Origin of the sequence: Pseudonocardia sp. P1 (genome assembly GCF_000178675.2) — a bacterium.
GTDB lineage: Bacteria > Actinomycetota > Actinomycetes > Mycobacteriales > Pseudonocardiaceae > Pseudonocardia.
This window is the reverse complement of record NZ_ADUJ02000001.1, coordinates 244,642-264,797: the sequence shown is the minus strand read 5'-3', so window position 1 is coordinate 264,797 and position 20,156 is coordinate 244,642. Positions and strand designations below refer to the sequence as shown.

The following is a 20,156-nucleotide window of genomic DNA, read 5'->3' as shown; positions in this document are numbered from 1 at the left end:
CGGACGCCACCCGACTACGGAACGCACCGGGAAAACACCCGTTCTTCGTCCGCTCCGGGCAGTGCGGGTTCGATCCGCGCAGTGGATACTGGTGGTATCCGGGTTTCGCCGAAGGCATAGTCCACCGCGATGACGATCGAGGACGGCGAACGTGAACACATCATGTCGGCAGTGCGGCCGACCGGCGATCCGGTCGGCCACGGATTCACGGACGGACCCCGTCCGGCACCGAGGGGGATGGACGTGGAACCGGTTCCAGGACTGACCGTCCGGGTACTCGACACCGGCTGGATGGAGCTGGGGCACCCGGGGCACGACGACCGGCTGATGTGCGACGAGCTCGGCACCGCCATGTGGATCGCCCTGTGCCGGTCCGCCTGGAACCTCGGCGACGCGGCCGCGCACCTCGCCGAGCTCTGGGACGCCGATCCCTGGTGGATGCGGGACATGATGGACGACTGGCTGGCCGACCTGCAGGAAGCCGGTCTCGTGCAGCACTGAGCACCCGCACTGCGGAGCGCCGGAGCGGCCCCGCACGACCGCCGGCAGCACATCTCGCGCACCCGCCGGGCGCGCACGCGGACCACGGTGGCGACCAGCAGAACCATAGTGTCCGCACCCCGCACCGTAGTGATCCAGCTCACACACCGTACCGCACCCCACCGAACCCCCGTACCTCCGATGCCACAGTGTTAAGCGCTTACGTCCGGGAGCCGTTGACCCCCGTCGAGTGTCCTCCATACGGTCGAAATCGGTTATCGAGAACGGCTACCGCGACTGTCCGGTCCGCTCCCGGAACAGCGCGTTCCGTTGAACTTCGGGGAGTTATTCCATGCGAGCACTGCCATACGACGGCGCCACCGACGAGCGAATTTCCCAGGAATCCACCAGTGCGTGCATGGTATCGCTCGACCGGGGTCTGCGCGTGGTCGCGGCGAATCAGGAGATGTTCCGCCGGATGTGCGACATCGGCTCCGGTGACGTGTGCGGGTCGGCGTTCTGCGACCTGCTGGACGCGAGCATCCGTACCCGCGTCCGCCACCAGATGGAGCGGCTGCTGGACGGTCAGCAGCCCCGGTTCCAGGAGCGGTCGGTCGCCCTCGCGGGGCCCGACTCGTCGCTCCAGGGCGACCTGATGGCGACCGCGATCGCGCGGAACGCCGGCCGGGTCGAGGGTGTCGTCGCCGTGCTCCGCACCGGTGACGCCGAGCCGTCGTCGGCCAGGAGCGGGCCGCGCCGGCTGCTCTCGGACATGGACGCCAAGATCCTCGAGGGCGTCGCCTCCGGAGCCTCCACCGTGCAGCTGGCCTCCACCCTGTTCCTCAGCCGCGGCGGCGTGGAGTACCACGTGACCGCGCTGCTCCGGAAGATGAAGGTCAAGAACCGGCCGGCACTGATCTCCAAGGCCTACTCGATGGGTTTCTTCGAGCTGGGGTCCTGGCCGCCCCAGGTCGTTCCCGACCACGTGAAGTGACCACGTGACGTGACGCCGACGGCCCGAGGCGAGGGGTGAGGACATGACCGCCACCGACGACATCCAGACCACCACGGCCGACCTGCGGTCGCGGGTGGCCGAGTTGCACGCGGCCCGCGAGCAGGCCCGGTCCGGCCCGTCCGCCAGGGCGACCGAACAGCAGCACGCCCGCGGCAAGCTCACGGTGCACGAGCGCCTGGCGATGCTGCTCGACGAGGGCAGCTTCCGCGAGATCGAGCAGTTCCGCAGGCACCGCGCCACCGGGTTCGGGCTCGAGGACCGGCGACCGCACACCGACGGCGTCGTCACCGGCTGGGGCACGATCGACGGCCGCACCGTGTTCGTCTACGCCCACGACTTCCGGATCTTCGGCGGCTCGCTCGGCGAGGCGCACGCGACCAAGATCCACAAGGTGATGGACCTGGCCGAGTCGGCCGGTGCCCCGCTGATCAGCCTGAGCGACGGTGCGGGCGCCCGGATCCAGGAGGGCGTCACCGCACTGGCCGGCTACGGCGGGATCTTCCGGCGCAACGTCCGGGCCTCGGGCGTCGTCCCGCAGATCAGCGTGATGCTCGGCCCGTGCGCCGGGGGTGCGACCTACTCCCCCGCCCTGACCGACTACGTGTTCATGGTCCGCGACATCGCCCAGATGTACATCACCGGACCGGACGTGGTGTCGGCCGTGACCGGCGAGGACATCACCCACGAGGAGCTCGGCGGCGCGGAGGTGCACAGCACCGAGTCCGGGGCCAGCGCCTTCGTGTACGACGACGAGGAGTCCTGCTTCGCCGACGTCCGGCACCTCGTGTCGCTGCTGCCGTCGAACAACCGCGAGCAGCCCCCGGTCGCGCCCACGGCGGACCCGCCGGACCGCGCCACCCCGTCGCTGCTCGACATCGTCCCCGCCGACACCACCCGCGCGTACGACATGCGCGACGTCGTCGCCGAGGTGGTCGACGACGGCGACCTGTTCGAGGTGCACGCCGGGTGGGCGACCAACATCGTGTGCGGGCTCGCCCGGCTCGACGGGCACACCGTCGGGATCGTCGCGAACCAGCCGGCGTCGCTGGCCGGGGTGCTCGACATCCACGCCTCGGAGAAGGCGGCCCGGTTCGTCTCCACCTGCGACTCCTTCAGCATCCCGCTGGTGACGCTCGTCGACGTCCCGGGCTTCCTGCCCGGCGGCGACCAGGAGCACGGCGGCATCATCCGGCACGGCGCCAAGCTGCTCTACGCCTACTGCGCCGCCACCGTCCCGCGGGTGCAGCTCATCCTGCGCAAGGCCTACGGCGGCGCGTACATCGTGATGGACTCCCGCTCGATCGGCGCGGACCTGTCCCTGGCCTGGCCGACCAACGAGATCGCGGTCATGGGCGCCGAGGCCGCGGCCAACGTCGTCTTCCGGCGCGAGATCGCGGCCGCACCCGACCCCGAGATCGCCCGCGCCCAGCGGATCAAGCAGTACCGCAACGACCTCATGCACCCGTACTACGCGGCCGAGGCCGGACTCGTCGACGACGTCATCGACCCGGCCGACACCCGTTCGGCCCTGGTCGACGCGCTCGCGATGCTGCGGGCCAAGCGCACGGACCTGCCGGTCCGCAAGCACGGGAACCCGCCGACGTGAGCGCCGCGACGGACGCCGCCCCGCGGATCAGGATCACCGCCGGTCACCCGGATCCGGCCGAGGTCGCGGCGGTGACCGTGGCGCTGCTGGCCCTGGCCGGCCGTGCGGACGGCGCCCCGGAGGCGCCCCGGCGCCGTCCCACGACCTGGGCCGGGCCCGGCGGCTACCAGTCCCCGGCGAGCTGGGCCGGGTCCACCGCGGGCCGGGCCGGGGCCGCCCGCTGAGCTCCTCCTCCGGTGCCGGGACCACCCGGCACCGGAGGAGGCCGTCAGCCCGCGCCGGGCAGCGCGGTGCGACCGCTCACCCCGAGCTTGCGGTAGGCGCTCGTCAACCGCTTCTCCACGGCCCGGCGGCTGACGCCCAGCTCCTCGGCGATCATCTGGTTGGTGGCCCCGCCGACCACCCGGTCCACGACCTGCCGCTCCGCATCGGTGAGGACGTCGGCAGGGCCCGCGGTCGCCGCGCCGTCGGAGCCGTCGGAGCCGGTCGGGCCGGCGGCGCCGTCGGTCCGTACCGGCATCTCGACGGCCGGTGCCACGGCCTGCGGCGACCCCGCCGCACCGGCGTCGCCGGTCCCGGCCTCGTCGACGCGACGGCGGCCCCGGCGCAGCAGGTCCTCCCCCGCCGGGTCCCCCGCCGCGGCGAGGTGCCGCCCCAGTGCGATCTCGGCGCGCCCCAGGCCGGCCGTGTCGGCGGAGTCCCCGAGCACGGCGACGGCCTCGCGCAGCTGCGCCTCGCCCGCGGACCCGCCGACGAGCGAGCCCCGTACCCGCAGGGCACGCCCGAGCGCGGCCGGCGCCCCCCAGGCCCGGGCCAGCGCGAGCTCCTCGTCGGCCCAGTCGAGTGCCGCCGTCGTCTCGCCGCGCCGCCGCAGCAGCCGCGCCGCCCAGCTCCGCCACGGGAACAGCGCCGGGTTGGACCAGCCGAGGTGCTCCAGGTGGCGGCCGCAGTCGAGGAAGCACTCCAGCGCCAGGTCCCGCTGCTCGCCCAGCAGCGCGCCCGCCGCGCGCACGAGCTGGTGGGTGGCGTGCGCGACGAGGCCCCCGCCGGGCGGCCGCCCGGCGGGCTCCGGGCCGAGGGCAGGCACCCGGGCCTCGATCGCCGCGGCGATCAGCGCGGCGTGGAACGCCGCCGACGCGGGCGGCACCCGCTCGCGCAGGACGCCGCCGGGCAGCGCGGCGGCCTCCGCGGGGCGCCCGTGCGCGAGGAGCACCAGCGCGAGCTCGTCGGCCGTGGCCGCCGCGGGCGACGCCGGGTCGGGCACGAGCCAGGTCCCCAATGACCGCGGCCGGTCCGCGGCGACCAGCGCGAGCACCAGCAGGCCGCGCGGGCCGTCGCCGGGCGGTACCCCGTGCGGTGGCCGGACCTCGCGGGCCGGGGTGATCCGCAGCAGGCGCTCGCCGAGGTGGGCGACGTCGGCCGCCGGGACCCGCCCGGACAACGCCGCGGCGTGCAGCAGCACGCCGACCAGCTCGCGGCCGGCCGAGGTGCTCAGGAGCTCGTCCGGCGCGTCGATCACCTCGCGGAGCAGCGCGCACGAGCGGGCCAGTCCCTCGGGGCGCTGCTCGTCCAGCCGCCGGGCGCGGGCGCGGATCCGCACCGTCACCGCGCGCCCGTCGTCGTCGGCGGGACCGGTCCCGCCGTCGTCGCGGTCGTCGCGGTCGGCGGCGCGGACGGCGTCGCGGACCGGGTCCGTGGCGTCCCGGACCGTCGACGGGTCGATCAGGGTGAGAGCGGTCGCCCGGTCCCGCGCCGACGCCAGCAGCGGCAGCGCCTGCGACACGTGCCGGACCGCCGTGCCGGGCTCGGTGAACCGCTCCGCCGCGGCCAGCTCGACCAGCAGGACACCGCGCTCGTGACCGGTGACGTCGCTGTCGAGCAGCGCACGGCGAAGGTAGCGGACCGCGGCCGGGTCGCCGTCGTGGTCGTCGGCGGAGTCCGGGCGGTGCGCCGTGGTCGCCTGGTGGGCGGCGGCCCGCAGGACCTCGACGGCCCAGTCGTCGAGCGGTGCGGCGACCGCGAGCAGGTGCACGGCCACCTCCCGGACGTGGTGCCCCGTCTCGTGCAGCAGCCACGCCGCGCGCAGGTGCAGCCGCTCCCGCTCGGCCGGTCCGGTGGCGACCTCCCGCACGAGCGGGTGCGCGAACCCGGTGTGGTCCTCGCTGAGCAGGCCCTGCTCGGCCAGCTGTCCCTGAACCGTGCGGAGCCCGTGGGGGTCCAGGTCGGCGAGGCGCTGCACGGTCATCGGGTCGGCGTCGGTCCCGAGCACCGCGAGCGCGCCGAGGTACCGGCGGGCCGGGTCGTCCTGGGCCCGCAGGCACCGGGCGAACCGCTCGCGCAGGGCGGCGGGCAGTGCCTCCCGCACCCGGCCGGCGTGCACCGCGAGCGGGCCGCAGCCGGTGGCGGCGACGTCGTCGAGCACGGCGTGCAGCACCGACGGCGTGCCCGCGGAGACGTCCCGGCACGCCTGCACGAACTCCGGCTCGCCGTCGCGGCCGAGGCGGTCGGCGACGACCCCGCGGACGGCGGCGTCCCCCAGCGGGCGGGTCCGCAACGGCGTGGCCGACCCCGCCAGGCCGCGCACCAGCGCCCGCCCCGCGCCCGGGTCGCCGTGCAGGACGGTGCCGACGAGGGCGACCGGCAGCTCCGGGACGCGCGCGGCGAGCCGGTTCAGCCACCGCAACGACGCGGTGTCCGCCCACTGCAGGTCGTCGACCAGCACCAGGACCGGCCGCTCGGCGCTCACGGTCTCGAGCAGCTCCTGGAGCTCGCGGACCCGGCCGTGCCGGACCTCCGGGGCCGGCGGGTCGACCGGCTCCGCGGCGAGCGCGGCGGGGAGCTCGCCGCCGCCAGCGGCCAGCCACCGGCTGCGGGTGCCACGACCGGCGGCGGCGAGCATCGGGTCGAAGAGCTGCCGGGCGACGCCGTGCTCGAAGTCGCGCTCGACGAGCGCCGCCGCGGCCCGCAGGACGGTCAGGCCCGTCCCCGTCGCGGCACCGGCCGCCGCGTCGAGCAGGGCGGTACGACCGGTGCCGACACCGCCGCCGACGACGAGGGCGGCACCGCGGCCGTCGGCGGCGCCGGCGACGGCGTCGCGCAGACAGCGCAGTTCGGGGTCACGGTCGTACAGCACGCCGCACCCCGTCCCGCTCGGGTCCACCGGTGCCGGTGGGGTCCCCGTCCAGCCCGGCCAGGGCGGCCTCGGCCACCGCGATCGGGCCGGGCGCGCCCCACCGGACGGCGAGCCGGTGCTCGTCGTCGGCCATCCGGCGGGCGGCCGCGTGCGTGCCGCAGGCCTGCAGCGAGGTCGCCGCCGCGGAGCGCCACTGCGCGAGCACGGGGTTGACCCGGCCCCGGTCCAGCAGCAGCCGCCCGCACCCCATGAACATCTCGATCGCCTCGCGGTGGCGTCCCTCGGCCGCCCGCACCCGCCCGCGCGCGTACTCGAGCAGCGCGGACCCGGGCCGTTCCCGGCCGGCGACCGGGTGCGCGAAGGCGGCGGCGGCCGCCGCGGCGTGGTCGGACTCCGCCAGGTGCAGCAGCACCCGGGCGGCACCGGCGAGCGGATCGGCCCCGTCCGAGGAGACCGGTGCGTCGCCGGCCGCGCGCAGGTCGCGCCGGGCTCCGTCGAGGTCGCCGGCCCGCAGCCCGACGAGCGCGGAGACGGCGAGCACCGCGGGCGGCACGGGCCGGTCCCGGGTGATCTCGAGCAGCAGGTGGTGCATCGTGTCGACGGCCTCGCCGCGGCAGCCCGCGGCGTCGAGGGTGAGCGCCGCCATGACCTGCGGCATCGCGGGGGCGGCGCCGACCGGCCCGGCCAGGGCGGCGCGGGCGAGCCGGGTGGCGCGGTCCCGGTCCTGGCAGCGCAGGACGAGGGCCCAGGCCGTGGTGCCCCGCGCGACGGGCCCGCCGTCGTCGGACTCGGCGACGGCGGTACCGACCGGCCCGCGCAGCGCGGCGCGCTCCTCGAAACCCAGCTCGTCGGTCAGCCGGGACAACGACAGCAGGTCCTCCCGGGTCGGCGCGTCCTCCGGGCAGCGCCGGACGGCGATGTTCAGCGCCCGCCGGGCCGCGCCGACCTCGCCGTCGGACAGCAGCAGGTCGACCGCCCGTGCCCCGTGCGTGCTCGCCGCCAGGTCGGTGTCGAGGGTGATCCGGGCGAGCACCCGGGCCGCCGTCCCGGGGGCGCTGTGCGCACGGGACAGCGCCAGCTCCACCATCAGCGCCCCGCGCAGCTGCTCCGGGACCGGTTCCTGCAGCGCGCGCTCGGCGACGTCGGCGGCGTCGGCGTGCCGGTTCCCGGCCCGGTGCCGGGTGGCGACCCGGTGCAGCAGCTCCGCCGCCCACGGCTCGCCGAGCGCGGGCGCGGCGAGCAGGGCGCGGGCGATGCGGTCCTCGGGCAGACCGGCCCGGGCGGCGAGTCCGGCGGCGGAGGCGAACAGCGCGCGGCGCCGCTCGGGGTCGATCCCGGCGAGGACGGCGTCGGTGACCGTGCCGTCGGCGGGCAGCTCGGGATCGGTGCCGCGGACCAGGCCGGTGGCGGCCAGCGCGGCGCGCGTCCCACCCCCGGTGGACGGCCCCGTCCCGCCGATCCGCTCCCGCACCGGCGCCAGCTCCGTGCCGCACACCGCCGCGGCGCGCAGCGCGTCGACCAGCGCGGCGGGCAGGCCGTCGAGCACCCCGGCGACGTGGTCGCGGCGGGCGGTCGCGGCGCACCGCACCAGTTCGGGCACCGCGGCCGCGGTCGGGGACTCCGAGCGGTCCAGCCGGGCCAGCGTCGCCGCGAGCACCGCCGGGTTGCCGCCCGTCGTGCGGCGGGCGAGGACGGCGAACACGCGGTCGGGCAGCATCCCGTACTCGGTGGTGACCACGGCCCGGACCGCGTCGGCGGACAGCGGACCGGTCCGCAGCACGACGTCCGACGGGGCGGTGGGCGCGGTGGCCCAGCCGAGGCCGTCGTGCGTGCCGTTGAGGGCGACCAGCAGCCCGATCGGCGCCTCGCTCCGGCGCCGCAGCAGCATCTGCAGCCACTGCCGGGACTCGTCGTCGGCCCAGTGCAGGTCGTCGACGACCAGCAGTACCGGTCCGGTGCGGGCGGCGTCGAGGACGGCGCGGCACCACTCGTGCAGGAGCCCGGCGCCGACCGGGCCGGACCGGGGCAGCGCGGGCGCCGGGTCCAGGCCACCGACCAGGCCGTGCGCCACCCCGAGCGGGTACCCGCTCTCCGCGGGGACGGCCCGTGCGGTCAGCACGCGCACGTCGCGGGCCGTGGCGCGCCCGGTCGCCCGCCGCAGCAGCGCCGACCGGCCCGTGCCGGGCTCGCCGGTGACGGCGACGAACGGCGACGACCCGGCCACCAGCGCGTCGAGGGCGCGGTCGAGGGCGGTGCACTCGGCGTCGCGCTCGCGGAGCAGGCGCTCGTTCATCCGAGGCGGGTCCGTGCCGCGCCGACGATCCCGGCCAGTGCGGCCCGGTCGGGGACGCCGAGCTTGCGGAACGCGCTGGTGAGGTGGACCTCCACGGTGCGGAGGGTGACGAACAGCGCCTCCGCGATCTCGCGGTTGCGGGCGCCCTCGGCGGCGAGGGCGACCACCCGGCGTTCGGCGCTGGTCAGCGGGTCCAGCGGGGACCCGGTGGGCGGGCGCATCCGGCCGCCTGCCTGCACGAGCAGCTCGCGGGCCGCCGTCGCCGCCCGGAGGGCCCCGCACCGCGCGGCCAGGGTCGCCGCCTGCCGCAGCTCCTCGCGGGCGGCCTCGGGGTACTCGGCGTCGAGCATCGCCCGGCCGAGGAGGTGGTGGGCGAGGATCAGCTCGGTCCGGGCGGGCGATCCCTCCAGGACCGCGACCGCCTCTCCGAGCAGGTCCGTGCCGCCCCGGCCCGGCGTGACCACGCCGCGGGCGACGAGCGCGAGCCCCCGCCCGCGGGCGGTGCCCCAGCGCCGGGCCCGGTCGGCGCCGCGCTCGACGATCCCGTGCGCCTCGTGCGCGCGGCCGCTGCCGGCGAGCAGCACTGCGGCGTGCAGCCACCACGGCGCCAGGACGGGGTTCGCGATGCCGGCCGCCTCCAGGCTGTCGCCGCAGCGCCGGTAGGTCGCGAGCGCCCGGTCGGTGTCGCCGGTGTCGGCGGTCGCCCCCGCCCGGGCCATCAGGTAGTCGTGGTACTCCCAGGCGAAGTCCTCCAGCCGGGGCCGGACGATGCCGTCGAGCAGGGCGAGCGCCGCCTCCGGGTCGCCCTGCAGGTGGCGCACGTTCGCGAGGGCGATCGTCGGCACCACGGTGTTGCCCCGCCAGGCCTCCTGCTCGGCGATGTCGAGCGCCGTCCGGGCGTCGGCCTCGCCCTCGGCCAGGTCGCCGACGACGACGTGGTTGGTCGCGCGGGTCCCCACGGCGAGGCTGTAGGTCCAGGCCGATGCCTGCTCGCGGCTCTGCGCGACGAGCCGGTCGAGCACCGCCGTCGACTCGTCGACCTCGTCGGCCAGCCGCAGCACCAGCGACGACGCCAGCACCGCCCAGCCGCCGAGGGTGGCCTCGTCGACCAGCAGCACCCGGCGCGCGAGATCCACGGTGGCGGGCGCGTCCTCGCCGTCCATCGCCCTGGTCACCGTCATCATCGCGAGCTTCTGGCGCTCGGCGGGGGTGCGGCCGGCGGGCGTGGCCATCCGGCCCATCCGGTCGATCGTCGCGGCCACGGTCTTCTTCTCGTCGAGCCCGACGACCAGCAGCGCGGCCTCGACGTGCGTGCGCAGCTCGGTCGCCCCGGGACCGGGGTCGGCCGGGAGCTCGCGGTCCATCGTGTCCAGGACGTCCTCCAGCACCCGGACCGCGCGGGGCGCCTGCTGCACCGCCAGCGACGTCATGGCCAGCTGCACCGCGACCTGCGCACGCGACGGCAGGTCGGCGGCCCGGTCGAGCGCGTCGCGCAGGTGCGCGACGGCCCGCTCCGGCTCGTTCTGGCCCAGCGCCGCGGCCAGCCGGGTGCGGACGCCGATGTCGCCGGGCCGTGCCGCGACCACCGGTTCCAGGTAGCGGGCGACGGCGGGGCGGGCGCCGCGGTGCGCGGCCGCGTCCGCCGCCTCCAGCAGGACGTCGATCATCCAGGGCTCGCCGGCGCCGGGCAGGACGAGCAGGACGGCGGCCACCACCTCGGCCGGGCGGCCCGCGTCGCTGAGCACCCGCGCCCCGCGCCGGCGCAGGTCGTCGAGCTCGTCGCCGGGGAGCCCGCGCAGCACCGCGGAGCGCAGCAGGTCGTGCCGGAAGTCGGAGCGGTCCGGGGCGAACACCTCCGTCCGGGCCAGCGTCCCGACCGCGTCGACGACCGAGCCGGCGGGCACCCCCGACAGCGTGGCGAGCACCGCCGTCTGCTCGGCACCCACCACCGCGACCGCCGACGCGACGGCGCGGACGTGCGGCGGGGCGTCGAACACGTGCCGCTCGACCAGGCTGTCGATGACCTCGCGGCCGAGCCGGTGCACCCGGTCGGTCGCCCCCTCGCCGGTCGCCGGGCCGAGCTCGGCGACGAGCTGCTCGACCAGCAGCGGGTTGCCGCCGGACGCCTCGGTCAGCGCGTCGAGCAGCGGGGCCTGCGGCAGCTCGGGGACCGTGCCGCCGGCGCCGCCGGCGCCGCCTCCGCTGCGCGCCGCCGCGAGACGGCCGACGCCGGACCGGTCCAGCGGGCGCACCTCCGTCAGCGCGGCGCCGACCTGGGCGCCGACCTCGGCGAGCCGGTCCGGGAGCGCGCCCGCGCCGTCGGTGCGGGAGGCGAGCACCACCCCGAGCGGGAGGCCCACCGACCGCCGCAGCAGGAACCCGACGAAGGCCAGCGACGCGTCGTCGCACCACTGCAGGTCGTCCACGACCAGGACCAGCGGGGACCGGGCGGTGAGGTTCGCGGTCAGCCAGTAGAGGCCGTGCAGCACCGGGTAGAGGTTGTCCGGCTCGGCGCCGGCGGAGCCCTCGTCGAGCGCGGAGACGCTCCACCGGGCGCCGCCCTCGAACAGGTCCGGGTCCTCGGTGGCGTCACCGGGCACGAGGTCACGGAAGAGGTCGCGGACCACCGCGAACGAGATGTCCGACGTCCGTTCCCGGCCCCGGGCGCGCGCGGTCCGCACGCCCGCCGGGACGCCCGCGCAGAACGCGTCCAGCAGGGCCGACTTGCCGATCCCGGGCGGGCCGACGAGCAGCCGTGCGGTGTGCGTGCCGGCGGCGGCCCCGGTGCCGGCCGACGCCAGCCGGTCCGACTCGGTCCCGCGGCCCACCAGGCGCTCGCGGAGATCGGTGGCGTCGGACATCCTGGGCTACCTCCACGAGCGACCGGGCCGGCCGGGCGGACCCGGCTCGACGATCTTGAGCCTAGGAGATTCTGTCCCATACCGGGCACCGGACGCAGCGCGGCGGGACGGCGACAGGGAGTCGCGTGGGCGGGGTCATGCCAGGGTGGTGAGGACCTTCCGGAGCATCGCGATGATCGCCGGGGCGTCGGAGCCGAGGAAGAAGTGCCCGCCCGGGCGGACGTGCAGGTCGAACGGTCCGGTCGTGTGGTCGCGCCAGGACTCCGCCTCGTCGTGGGAGGTCTTGGGGTCGCTGTCCCCGGTGAGGACGGTCAGCGGCGCGCGCACGGTGGCCCCGGGCGCGCAGCGGTAGGTCTCGATCGCCTGGTAGTCGCTGCGGATCGCGGGGAGGATCATCCGGAGGATCTCCTCGTCACCGAGCAGCGCGGTGTCGGTGCCCGCCAGCAGCGTGAGCTCCTCGACGATGCCCTCGTCGGTCAGCCGGTGCACGTTCTCGTCCCGGACGCGGGACGGGGCGCGCCGCCCGGAGGCGAACAGGTGGGCGATCTCGCCGCCGCCCGCCTCGTGCCGGCGGGCGACCTCGAACGCCAGTGTCGCGCCCATGCTGTGTCCGAAGAAGACCGTGGGGCGGTCCTGCAGGGAGTCGCGCAGTGCGGCGTGGACCTGGTCGGCGAGCGTGTGGAGGTCGCCGGGGCTGGTCTCGCGGCGCCGGTCCTGGCGGCCCGGGTACTGCACCGCGAACACCTCGGCGTCGGACTGCAGCTGCGCGGAGACCGGGAAGTAGAACGAGGCCGAGCCGCCCGCGTGCGGGAAGCACACGAGCTGGACGGGTCGCTCCGGCGCCGGGTGGAAGCACCGGACCCAGAGGCTCTCCTCGGTGGCGGTCGTCGTCATGGGGTTCCCTCCTCGCGGACGCACCCGGCGTGCTGCCGGACGGCCCGCCCAGTGAACCGGCCGGCAGGCCGGTGAATCCCTAGTCCTGGTCCCGGGGGCAGGGCGGCCGGGACCGGCCGCCCCACCCCGGGACCACGGCGTCAGCCGAGCCCGAGCTCGTCGTTGAGCAGGGCGAACATGTCGTCGTCGGACGCGTCGGCGAGGGTGTCGCCCTCGCCGCCGTCGACGCCGTCGCCGGTCTCCGACGGCCGGTCCTCGGCGCGCGCCCCGGCCCACTTGGTCCGGAGCACCTCGATCCGGCCCGCCACCCGGCGGTGCTCCCCCTCGTCGTCGACGCTGAGGCCGGCGATCGCCCGCTCCAGGCCGTCGAGCGCGGCGAGGACGGCGTCGGCGCCGACGGGCTCGGCGACGACGAGCCGGCTCCGCAGGTGCCGCACGACCTCGGCCGGGGTCGGGAAGTCGAACAGCAGGGTGGCCGGCAGCCGCAGCCCGGTGGCCACGTTGAGCCGGTTCCGGTACTCGACCGCGGTGAGCGAGTCGAAGCCCAGCTCCTGGAACTGCTGCCGGACCCCGACCGCGGCGGCGTCGGTGTGCCCGAGGACCTCGGCCGCCTGGCCCCGGACCACGGCCAGCAGGATCTCGTCCTGCTCGGCCGCGCCGAGCCCGGTGAGCCGCCGGGTCAGCGCGTCGGCGTCCGGTGCGGCGCCCGCGGTGGCGGTCCGCCGTGCCGGGGCCCTGACCAGACCCCGCAGCAGCGCCGGGACCTCCCCGAGCGCCCGCAGCGCGGCCAGGTCGAGCCGGACCGGCAGGGCCAGCGCCCGGCCGGTCGAGCCGGCCGCGAGCAGGGCGTCGAAGAGTTCGAGGCCCTGCCCGGCGGGCAGCGGCGGCATCCCGGAGCGGGCCAGGCGCTGCGCCTCGGCCTCGCCCAGTGTGCCGGTCATGCCGCTGCCCTGCTCCCACGGTCCCCAGGCCAGGGACAGCCCGGGGAGCCCGGCGGCGCGGCGGCTCGCCGCCAGCGCGTCCAGGTAGGCGTTGCCCGCCGCGTAGTTGGCCTGCCCGGCACCGCCGAGCACGCCCGCGACCGAGGAGAACAGGACGAACGCGTCGAGGTCCAGGCCGCGGGTCGCCTCGTGCAGGTGCCACGCGGCGTCGGCCTTGGGCCGCAGCACGGTGTCGAGCCGGGCCGCGTCGAGGGAGCCGACCACACCGTCGTCGAGGACGCCGGCGGTGTGCACGACCGCGCGGAGCGGGCGCTCCCGCCCGGCCTCGGCGACCAGTGCGCTGACGGCGTCGCCGTCGGCGACGTCGCAGGCCACCACCCGCACCCGGGCCCCGAGCGCCTCGAGACCGGCGACGAGCTCCGCCGCCCCGGCCGCGTCCGGGCCGCGGCGGCCGGCGAGGACCAGGTCCCGCACGCCCCGCTCCGCGACGAGGTGCCGGGCGACCAGGCTGCCGAGCCCACCGGTCCCGCCGGTGACGAGCACGGTGCCGTCGGTCCGCAGGGCCGGGGCCCGGTCGTCGTCGCCACCGTCGCCGCTCCCCTGCTCCGGAGCCGCGTCGATCCGGGCCAGGCGCGGGGCGCGCAGCTCGCCGTCGCGCAGTGCCAGCTCGGGCTCCTCGGACACCGCGGCGAGCGCCGCGGCCAGCTGCGCCGGGTCGGTGCCCGTCGCGTCCGGGTCGAGGTCGAGCAGGCCGAGGACCCCGGGGTTCTCGTTCCCTGCCGACCGGACCAGGCCCCGGACCGCGGCGGCCGCCAGGTCGGGCACGCCGCCGTCGTCGACCGCGACGGCGCCGCGGGTGACGACCACCAGCCGGGCCGCCGCGAACTCCTCGGTGGTGAGCCACTGCTGGATCTGCTCCAGGACCCGGGTGGTGCAGGCGCGCACCTCGCCGGGCCGTCCGGTCACGCCGGGCTCGGCCGCCACCGGGACCAGCACCACGTCCGGCACCGGGTCCGTGGCCGCGGCGAGCGCGGCCAGGTCGTCGGCCTGCACGGCGTCCGGCACGGCCCCGGCCAGCCCGAACGGGTCGGCCCCGACGACGGCGACCGCGGGTGCGGCCTCCTCCGCCGCGCCGACGACCGTCCAGTCCAGACCGAACAGCGCGTCGCGGCCGGTCCGGGCGGCACGCAGCTGCTCGGCGGCGACCTGCCGGGTGTGCAGGCCCTCGACGGTCACGACCGGCGCGCCGGCCCCGTCGACCGCGTGCACCGACAGCACGCCGTCCCCGGCAGGGGCGAGCCGGACCCGCAGCACCGCGGCTCCCCCGGCGAGCAGCGACACCCCGGACCAGGAGAAGGGCAGCGCCCCGCCGCCCGTCCCGCCGGTGCCGTCGGGGGCGAGGGCGGTCAGCAGCGACGCGTGCAGCGCGGCGTCGAGCAGTGCCGGGTGCACGCCGAACCCGTCGGTGCCACCGGCACCGTCGGGGAGCTCGACCTCGGCGAACAGCTCCTCGCCGCGGCGCCAGGCCGCGCGCAGGCCGCGGAACACCGGGCCGTAGGCGAACCCGGCGTCGGCGAACGTGTCGTAGCAGCCGTCGGCGTCGATCGCGACGGCGTCCTGCGGCGGCCACACCGCCGCGTCGAACCCGGCCGAGGCGGCGGGGCCGGTCGGGGCCAGCGCACCGGCCGCGTGCCGGGTCCAGTCGCCGTCGCCCGTGCCCTCGGGCCGGGAGTGGATCCCGATCGCGCGGTGCCCGCCGGCGTCCGGGGCGTCGACGGTGACCTGCACCTGCAGGGCACCCTGCTCGGGAAGGGCCAGCGGGGCGGCCAGGGTCAGCTCCTCGACCCGGCCGCAGCCGACCTCGTCGCCGGCCCGGATCGCCATGTCGAGCAGCGCGGTCCCGGGGACGAGCACCTGGCCGAGGACCGTGTGGTCGGCCAGCCACGGGTGCGAGCTCCGGGAGAGCCGCCCGGTGAGCACCACGCCCTGCCCGGACGCGAGCTCCACGGCGGCGCCGAGCAGCGGGTGCTCGGGTGCGCCGAGCCCGGCCGCGCGGACGTCGCCGCCCGAGGTCCGGGCCGCCGGCCAGAACCACTGCCGCTGGAACGCGTACGTCGGGAGGTCGACGCGGGCCGGCCGGGTCCCGGTGAACAGGTCGTCCCAGCCGCCGGCGCGGCCGGCGGCGTGCAGCTGCGCCCGCGCGGTGAGGGCGGTCGTCTCCTCGTCGCGGTCGCGGCGCAGCAGCGGCACGGTGACGGCGCCGTCCGAGGCGGTCTGCGCGGCCAGTGCCGACAGGACACCGTCCGGCCCGATCTCCAGGTAGGCGGTGACGCCCTCGGCGTCGAGGGTCGCGACGCCGTCGGCGAACCGGACGGCCTCCCGGACGTGGCGCACCCAGTACTCCGGGTCGCACAGCTCCCCCGGACCGGCGAGCGCACCGGTCAGGTTCGACACCACGGGAACGACCGGCTCGGTGTAGGTCAGCTGCTCCGCGACCGCGCGGAACTCCGCCAGCATCGGGTCCATCAGCGGCGAGTGGAACGCGTGCGAGACCTGCAGCCGGGTGGTGCGCCTGCCCTGTCCGGCGAGGCTCCTCCCGACGGCCAGCACGTCGTCCTCGGCGCCGGACACGACCACCGAGGCCGGTCCGTTCACCGCGGCGACCGCGACGTCGCCGGTGAGCAGCGGCGTGACCTCGTCCGCTGCTGCCTGCACCGCGATCATCGCCCCGCCGGTCGGGAGCGCCTGCATCAGACGGGCCCGCGCTGCGACCAGCCGGGCGGCGTCGGCCAGGGAGAACACCCCGGCCACGTGCGCCGCGGCGATCTCACCGATCGAGTGCCCGGCCAGCAGGTCCGCGCTGATCCCCCACGACTCGACGAGCCGGTGGAGCGCGACCTCGATCGCGAACAGCGCGGGTTGGGCCCAGCCGGTCTCGTCGAGGCGGCCGGACTCCCGGTCGTCGCCGGACGCCCACATCACCTCGCGCAGCGACGGTGTGCCGCCGCCGGCGGGGTCGAGCTCGGCGTCCAGCGCCGCGACGACGGCGTCGAACGCCTCGGCGAACACCGGGAACCGGTCGTACAGCTCCCGTCCCATGCCGGGCCGCTGCGAGCCCTGCCCGGAGAACAGCAGCGCCGTGCGGCCGCCGTCGCTCTCGCCGGTGACCACCGCCGGGTCGGGGCGACCGCAGGCGAGCGCGTCGAGCGCCGCGAGCGGGTCGGTGCCGTCCGCGGCCAGGACGACGGCGCGGTGGGCGAACGCGGACCGGGTGGTCGCGAGCGCGTGGGCGACGTCGACCCGGCGCGGGCCGGGCCGCTCGTCCAGCGCCTCCCGCAGGCGCGCCGCCTGGGCGCGCAGTGCCTCCGGCGAGCGGCCGGAGAGCACCCACGGCACGAGGCCGGGCTCGGGCGCCGCGGGCCCGGCCGGCTCCGCCGGTTCGGCGACGGCGGTGGGCTGCTCCAGCACGACGTGCGCGTTGGTCCCGCTGATGCCGAACGACGACACACCCGCCCGGCGGGCACGCCCGGTCTCCGGCCACGCCGTCTGCTCGGTCAGCAGCTCGACGGTGCCGTCGGACCAGTCCACGTGCGACGACGGCGCGTCCACGTGCAACGTGCGAGGCAGCACCCCGTGCCGCATGGCGAGCACCATCTTGATCACCCCGGCGACACCGGCCGCGGCCTGCGTGTGCCCCAGGTTCGACTTGACCGACCCGAGCAGCAACGGCCGCTCCGGATCGCGGTCCCGACCGTAGGTCGCGATCAACGCCTGGGCCTCGATCGGGTCACCCAGGGTGGTGCCGGTGCCGTGCGCCTCGACCACGTCCACGTCACCCGCGGACAGCCCGGCGTTCGCCAGCGCCCGCCGGATCACCCGCTGCTGCGACGGCCCGTTCGGCGCCGTCAGCCCGTTCGACGCACCGTCCTGGTTCACCGCCGACCCGCGCAGCACGGCGAGGATCTCGTGGCCGTTGCGGAGCGCGTCGGACCGCCGCTCCAGCACCAGCATGCCGACGCCCTCGGACCAGCCGACGCCGTCGGCGGACTCCGAGAACGCCTTGCAGCGGCCGTCCGGGGACAGGCCCCGCTGCCGGGAGAACTCGACGAACGTGCCCGGCGTGGACATCACGGTGACGCCACCGGCGAGGGCCAGCGAGCACTCCCCCGCCCGCAGCGCCTGCGCGGCGAGGTGCATGCCCACCAGCGACGACGAGCACGCCGTGTCCACGGTGACGGCCGGGCCCTCCAGCCCGAACGTGTAGGACACCCGGCCCGAGGCGACGCTGCCGGCGCTGCCCTGGCCCTGGAAACCCTCGAACTCCTTGCCGCCCAGGAGCGAGCCGTAGTCGCTGTACATGACGCCGGCGAACACGCCGGTCGCGCTGCCGCGCAGGCTGGTCGGGTCGATCCCGGCCCGCTCCACCGCTTCCCACGACGTCTCCAGCAGCAGCCGCTGCTGCGAGTCGGTGGACAGCGCCTCCCGCGGGCTCATCCCGAAGAATCCGGCGTCGAACCCGCCGACGTCGTGCAGGAAGCCGCCGTGCCGGGTGTAGGAGGTCCCGGTGTGCTCCGGGTCCGGGTCGTAGACCGACCCGATGTCCCAGTTCCGGTTCGTGGGGAACCCGGAGACGGCGTCGACGCCGTCCCCGACGAGCTGCCACAGGTCCTCCGGCGAGGACACCCCGCCGGGGAACCGGCACGCCATCCCGACGACGACGACCGGGTCGTCGGCCACCGCGGCGGCGGGCGCCACGGACGCCGGCACGGCCCCGTCGGCACCGTCGGCACCGAACAGCTCGTCGTGCAGGTGCTCCGCCAGCGCGGTGGCGGTCGGGTGGTCGAACACCAGGGTCGCGGTGAGCCGCAACCCGGTGGCGGTGCTCAGCCGGTTCCGGAGCTCGACCGCGGTGAGCGAGTCGAACCCGAGGTCCCGGAACGGTGCCTCCGCGTCGACCACGGCCGGGTTCGCGTGCCCCAGTACCAGCGCGATCCGGGTGCGGACCAGGTCGAGCAGCTCGCGGCGGCGCTCGTCGGGCCCGAGGGCGACGAGCCGGTCCACCAGCCCCGCGACGGTCGCCGAGCCGCCGGCCGCGGCGCGGCGGGTGCGGGTCCGGACCAGGCCGCGCAGGATCGCGGGCACCTCACCGGACGCCGACAGCGCCGCGAGGTCCAGCCGCACCGGCGCGACGAGGGGGTGACCGGTCCCGCTCACGGCGAGGGCCGCGTCGAACAGCGCCAGGCCGTCCTGCGCCGACAGCGGCGGCATCCCGGACCGGGCGAGCCGCTGCGCCTCGGCGTCGTCGAGGGTGCCGGTCATGCCGGTGCCCTGCTCCCACGGCCCCCAGGCCAGCGAGACACCGGGGAGGCCGGCGGCGCGGCGGTGCTCCATCAGGGCGTCGAGGAACGCGTTGCCGGCGGCGTAGTTCGCCTGCCCGGCACTGCCGAGCACGCCCGCCACCGAGGAGAACGCGACGAACGCGTCCAGGTCCAGGTCCCGGGTCGCCTCGTGCAGGTGCCAGGCCGCGTCGGCCTTCGGCGCCAGCACGGTGCCGAGCCGCTCGGGGGTGAGCGAGGCGAGCACGCCGTCGTCGAGCACACCGGCGGTGTGGACGACCGCGGTCAGCGGCCGCTCCGCCCCGGCGGCGGCGACCAGCGCGGCGACCGCAGCCGGGTCGGACACGTCGCAGGCACGCACGGACACCTCGGCGCCGCGCGCCGTGAGGTCGTCGACCAGCTCGGCGCTGCCGGGGGCGTCGGGTCCGCGCCGGCCCGCCAGGACCAGGTGCCGGACGCCGTGGACGTCGACCAGGTGGCGCGCGAGCCGCGCGCCGAGGCCGCCGGTGCCGCCGGTGACCAGCACGGTGCCGTCCGGGTTCCAGACGGCCGGGTCGCCGCCGGCCGGCAGCCGGGTGAGGCGGGCGGCGAGTACCTGCCCGCCGGAGACCGCCAGCTGCGGCTCGTCGGAGGCGAGCGCCGCGGCGAGGGCCTGCCCGTCGGCGCCGGTCCCGTCCAGGTCGACGTGGCCGACGGTGCCGGGGTTCTCGGTCTGCGCCGACCGGACCAGCCCGGCGACGGCGGCGGCCGCGAGGTCGCTGCCGTCGCGTGCGCCCCGAGTGACGACGACCAGCCGGGACCCGGCGAGCGCGTCGTGCCCGAGCCACTCCTGCAGCGTCTCCAGGACCTCGGCGGTGTGCCGGTGGGTGCCGGCCACGGGGTCGCCGGTGCCGCCGGCACCGAGGACGACGACATCGGGGACGTCAGGGCCCGCGGCGAGTTCAGCGGGACCGGTGCCGGTGCCGACGGTCACGCCGGCGTCGGCGAGCGGGCCGGCGAGACCGAGGGGGTCGTCGCCGAGCACCGCGACCGTCCGGGGCGCCCCGGTGGCCGCGACGGGCTGCCAGGTGACGCCGAACAGGGCGTCGCCCACGCCGGGGACGGCCGCGTCGCCGGTGACGGCGCGGGTCAGGAGCGACTCGACGGTGACGACCGGTGTCCCGGCCGGGTCGGTCGCCCGCACCGACACCGCGTCGGCGCCGGCCGGGGCGAGCCGGACGCGCAGCGCCGTGGCGCCGGAGGCGTGCAGGGTCACGCCCTGCCAGGAGAAGGGCAGGGCCGCCGCCCCGCCGTCGCCGAGCCCGGCGAGCAGGGAGGTGTGCAGGGCGGCGTCGAGCAGGGCCGGGTGCAGGCCGAACGCGTCGGCGGTCTCGGCCGCCCCGTCGGGCAGGGCGACCTCGGCGAACAGCTCCTCGCCGCGGCGCCACGCCGCGCGCAGGCCGCGGAACACCGGGCCGTAGCCGAACCCGGCGCCGGCGAACGCGTCGTAGCAGCCCTCGACGTCGACCGGCTCGGCCCCGGCGGGCGGCCACTCGGCCGTCGCCGCGTCGGGGGCGGCCGGGGTGCCGGTGCTGCTCAGCGCGCCGGTGGCGTGCTG

9 protein-coding genes (1 of these 9 running past the window's edge) are annotated in these 20,156 nt (G+C 77.2%); 4 read left to right on the top strand and 5 right to left on the bottom strand.

Going from position 1 to position 20,156, the window contains the following annotated elements; genetic code table 11:
* The first annotated feature begins 243 nt into the window (after positions 1-243).
* From PP1_RS00775 to PP1_RS00760, 4 genes are all read left to right on the top strand, one after another.
* Positions 244-501, top strand: a complete 258-nt coding sequence (locus tag PP1_RS00775; RefSeq protein WP_139323888.1) for a hypothetical protein — start codon at positions 244-246, stop codon at positions 499-501.
* Between the two features lie 331 nt (positions 502-832).
* Complete coding sequence (locus tag PP1_RS00770) at positions 833-1,474, top strand: helix-turn-helix transcriptional regulator (RefSeq protein ID WP_075294961.1); 642 nt, start codon at positions 833-835, stop codon at positions 1,472-1,474.
* Positions 1,475-1,517: 43 nt separating this feature from the next.
* Positions 1,518-3,101, top strand: coding sequence for an acyl-CoA carboxylase subunit beta (locus PP1_RS00765; protein ID WP_010230831.1), 1,584 nt, complete (start codon positions 1,518-1,520; stop codon positions 3,099-3,101).
* Complete coding sequence (locus PP1_RS00760; protein ID WP_075294959.1) at positions 3,098-3,325, top strand: acyl-CoA carboxylase epsilon subunit; 228 nt, start codon at positions 3,098-3,100, stop codon at positions 3,323-3,325. The genes PP1_RS00765 and PP1_RS00760 overlap by 4 nt, the downstream gene beginning before the upstream one ends.
* A gap of 44 nt (positions 3,326-3,369) precedes the next feature.
* Here the strand turns inward: PP1_RS00760 and PP1_RS00755 are convergent, their stop codons facing one another.
* The 5 genes from PP1_RS00755 to PP1_RS00735 form a co-directional block, all read right to left on the bottom strand.
* A complete protein-coding gene (locus PP1_RS00755) occupies positions 3,370-6,234 on the bottom strand; it encodes a helix-turn-helix transcriptional regulator (RefSeq protein ID WP_075315100.1) in 2,865 nt (954 codons plus the stop codon).
* The gene (locus PP1_RS00750; RefSeq protein WP_075314293.1) at positions 6,218-8,527 is read right to left on the bottom strand and encodes an AAA family ATPase; all 2,310 of its coding nucleotides are present in this window, start codon (positions 8,525-8,527) and stop codon (positions 6,218-6,220) included. The genes PP1_RS00755 and PP1_RS00750 overlap by 17 nt, the downstream gene beginning before the upstream one ends.
* On the bottom strand, positions 8,524-11,388 hold the full coding sequence (locus PP1_RS00745) for a tetratricopeptide repeat protein (protein ID WP_075314295.1): 2,865 nt from the start codon (positions 11,386-11,388) through the stop codon (positions 8,524-8,526). Before PP1_RS00745 ends, PP1_RS00750 begins: the two co-directional genes overlap by 4 nt.
* Positions 11,389-11,523: 135 nt before the next feature.
* On the bottom strand, positions 11,524-12,282 hold the full coding sequence (locus PP1_RS00740; RefSeq protein ID WP_010240674.1) for a thioesterase II family protein: 759 nt from the start codon (positions 12,280-12,282) through the stop codon (positions 11,524-11,526).
* A gap of 140 nt (positions 12,283-12,422) precedes the next feature.
* A protein-coding gene (locus PP1_RS00735; RefSeq protein WP_075314297.1) for a type I polyketide synthase crosses the window boundary here: on the bottom strand, positions 12,423-20,156 show its 3' portion. The gene runs 24,966 nt beyond the window's last position; 7,734 of the gene's 32,700 nt are visible here — the last part of the coding sequence; its start codon lies beyond the right edge, outside the window; its stop codon occupies positions 12,423-12,425.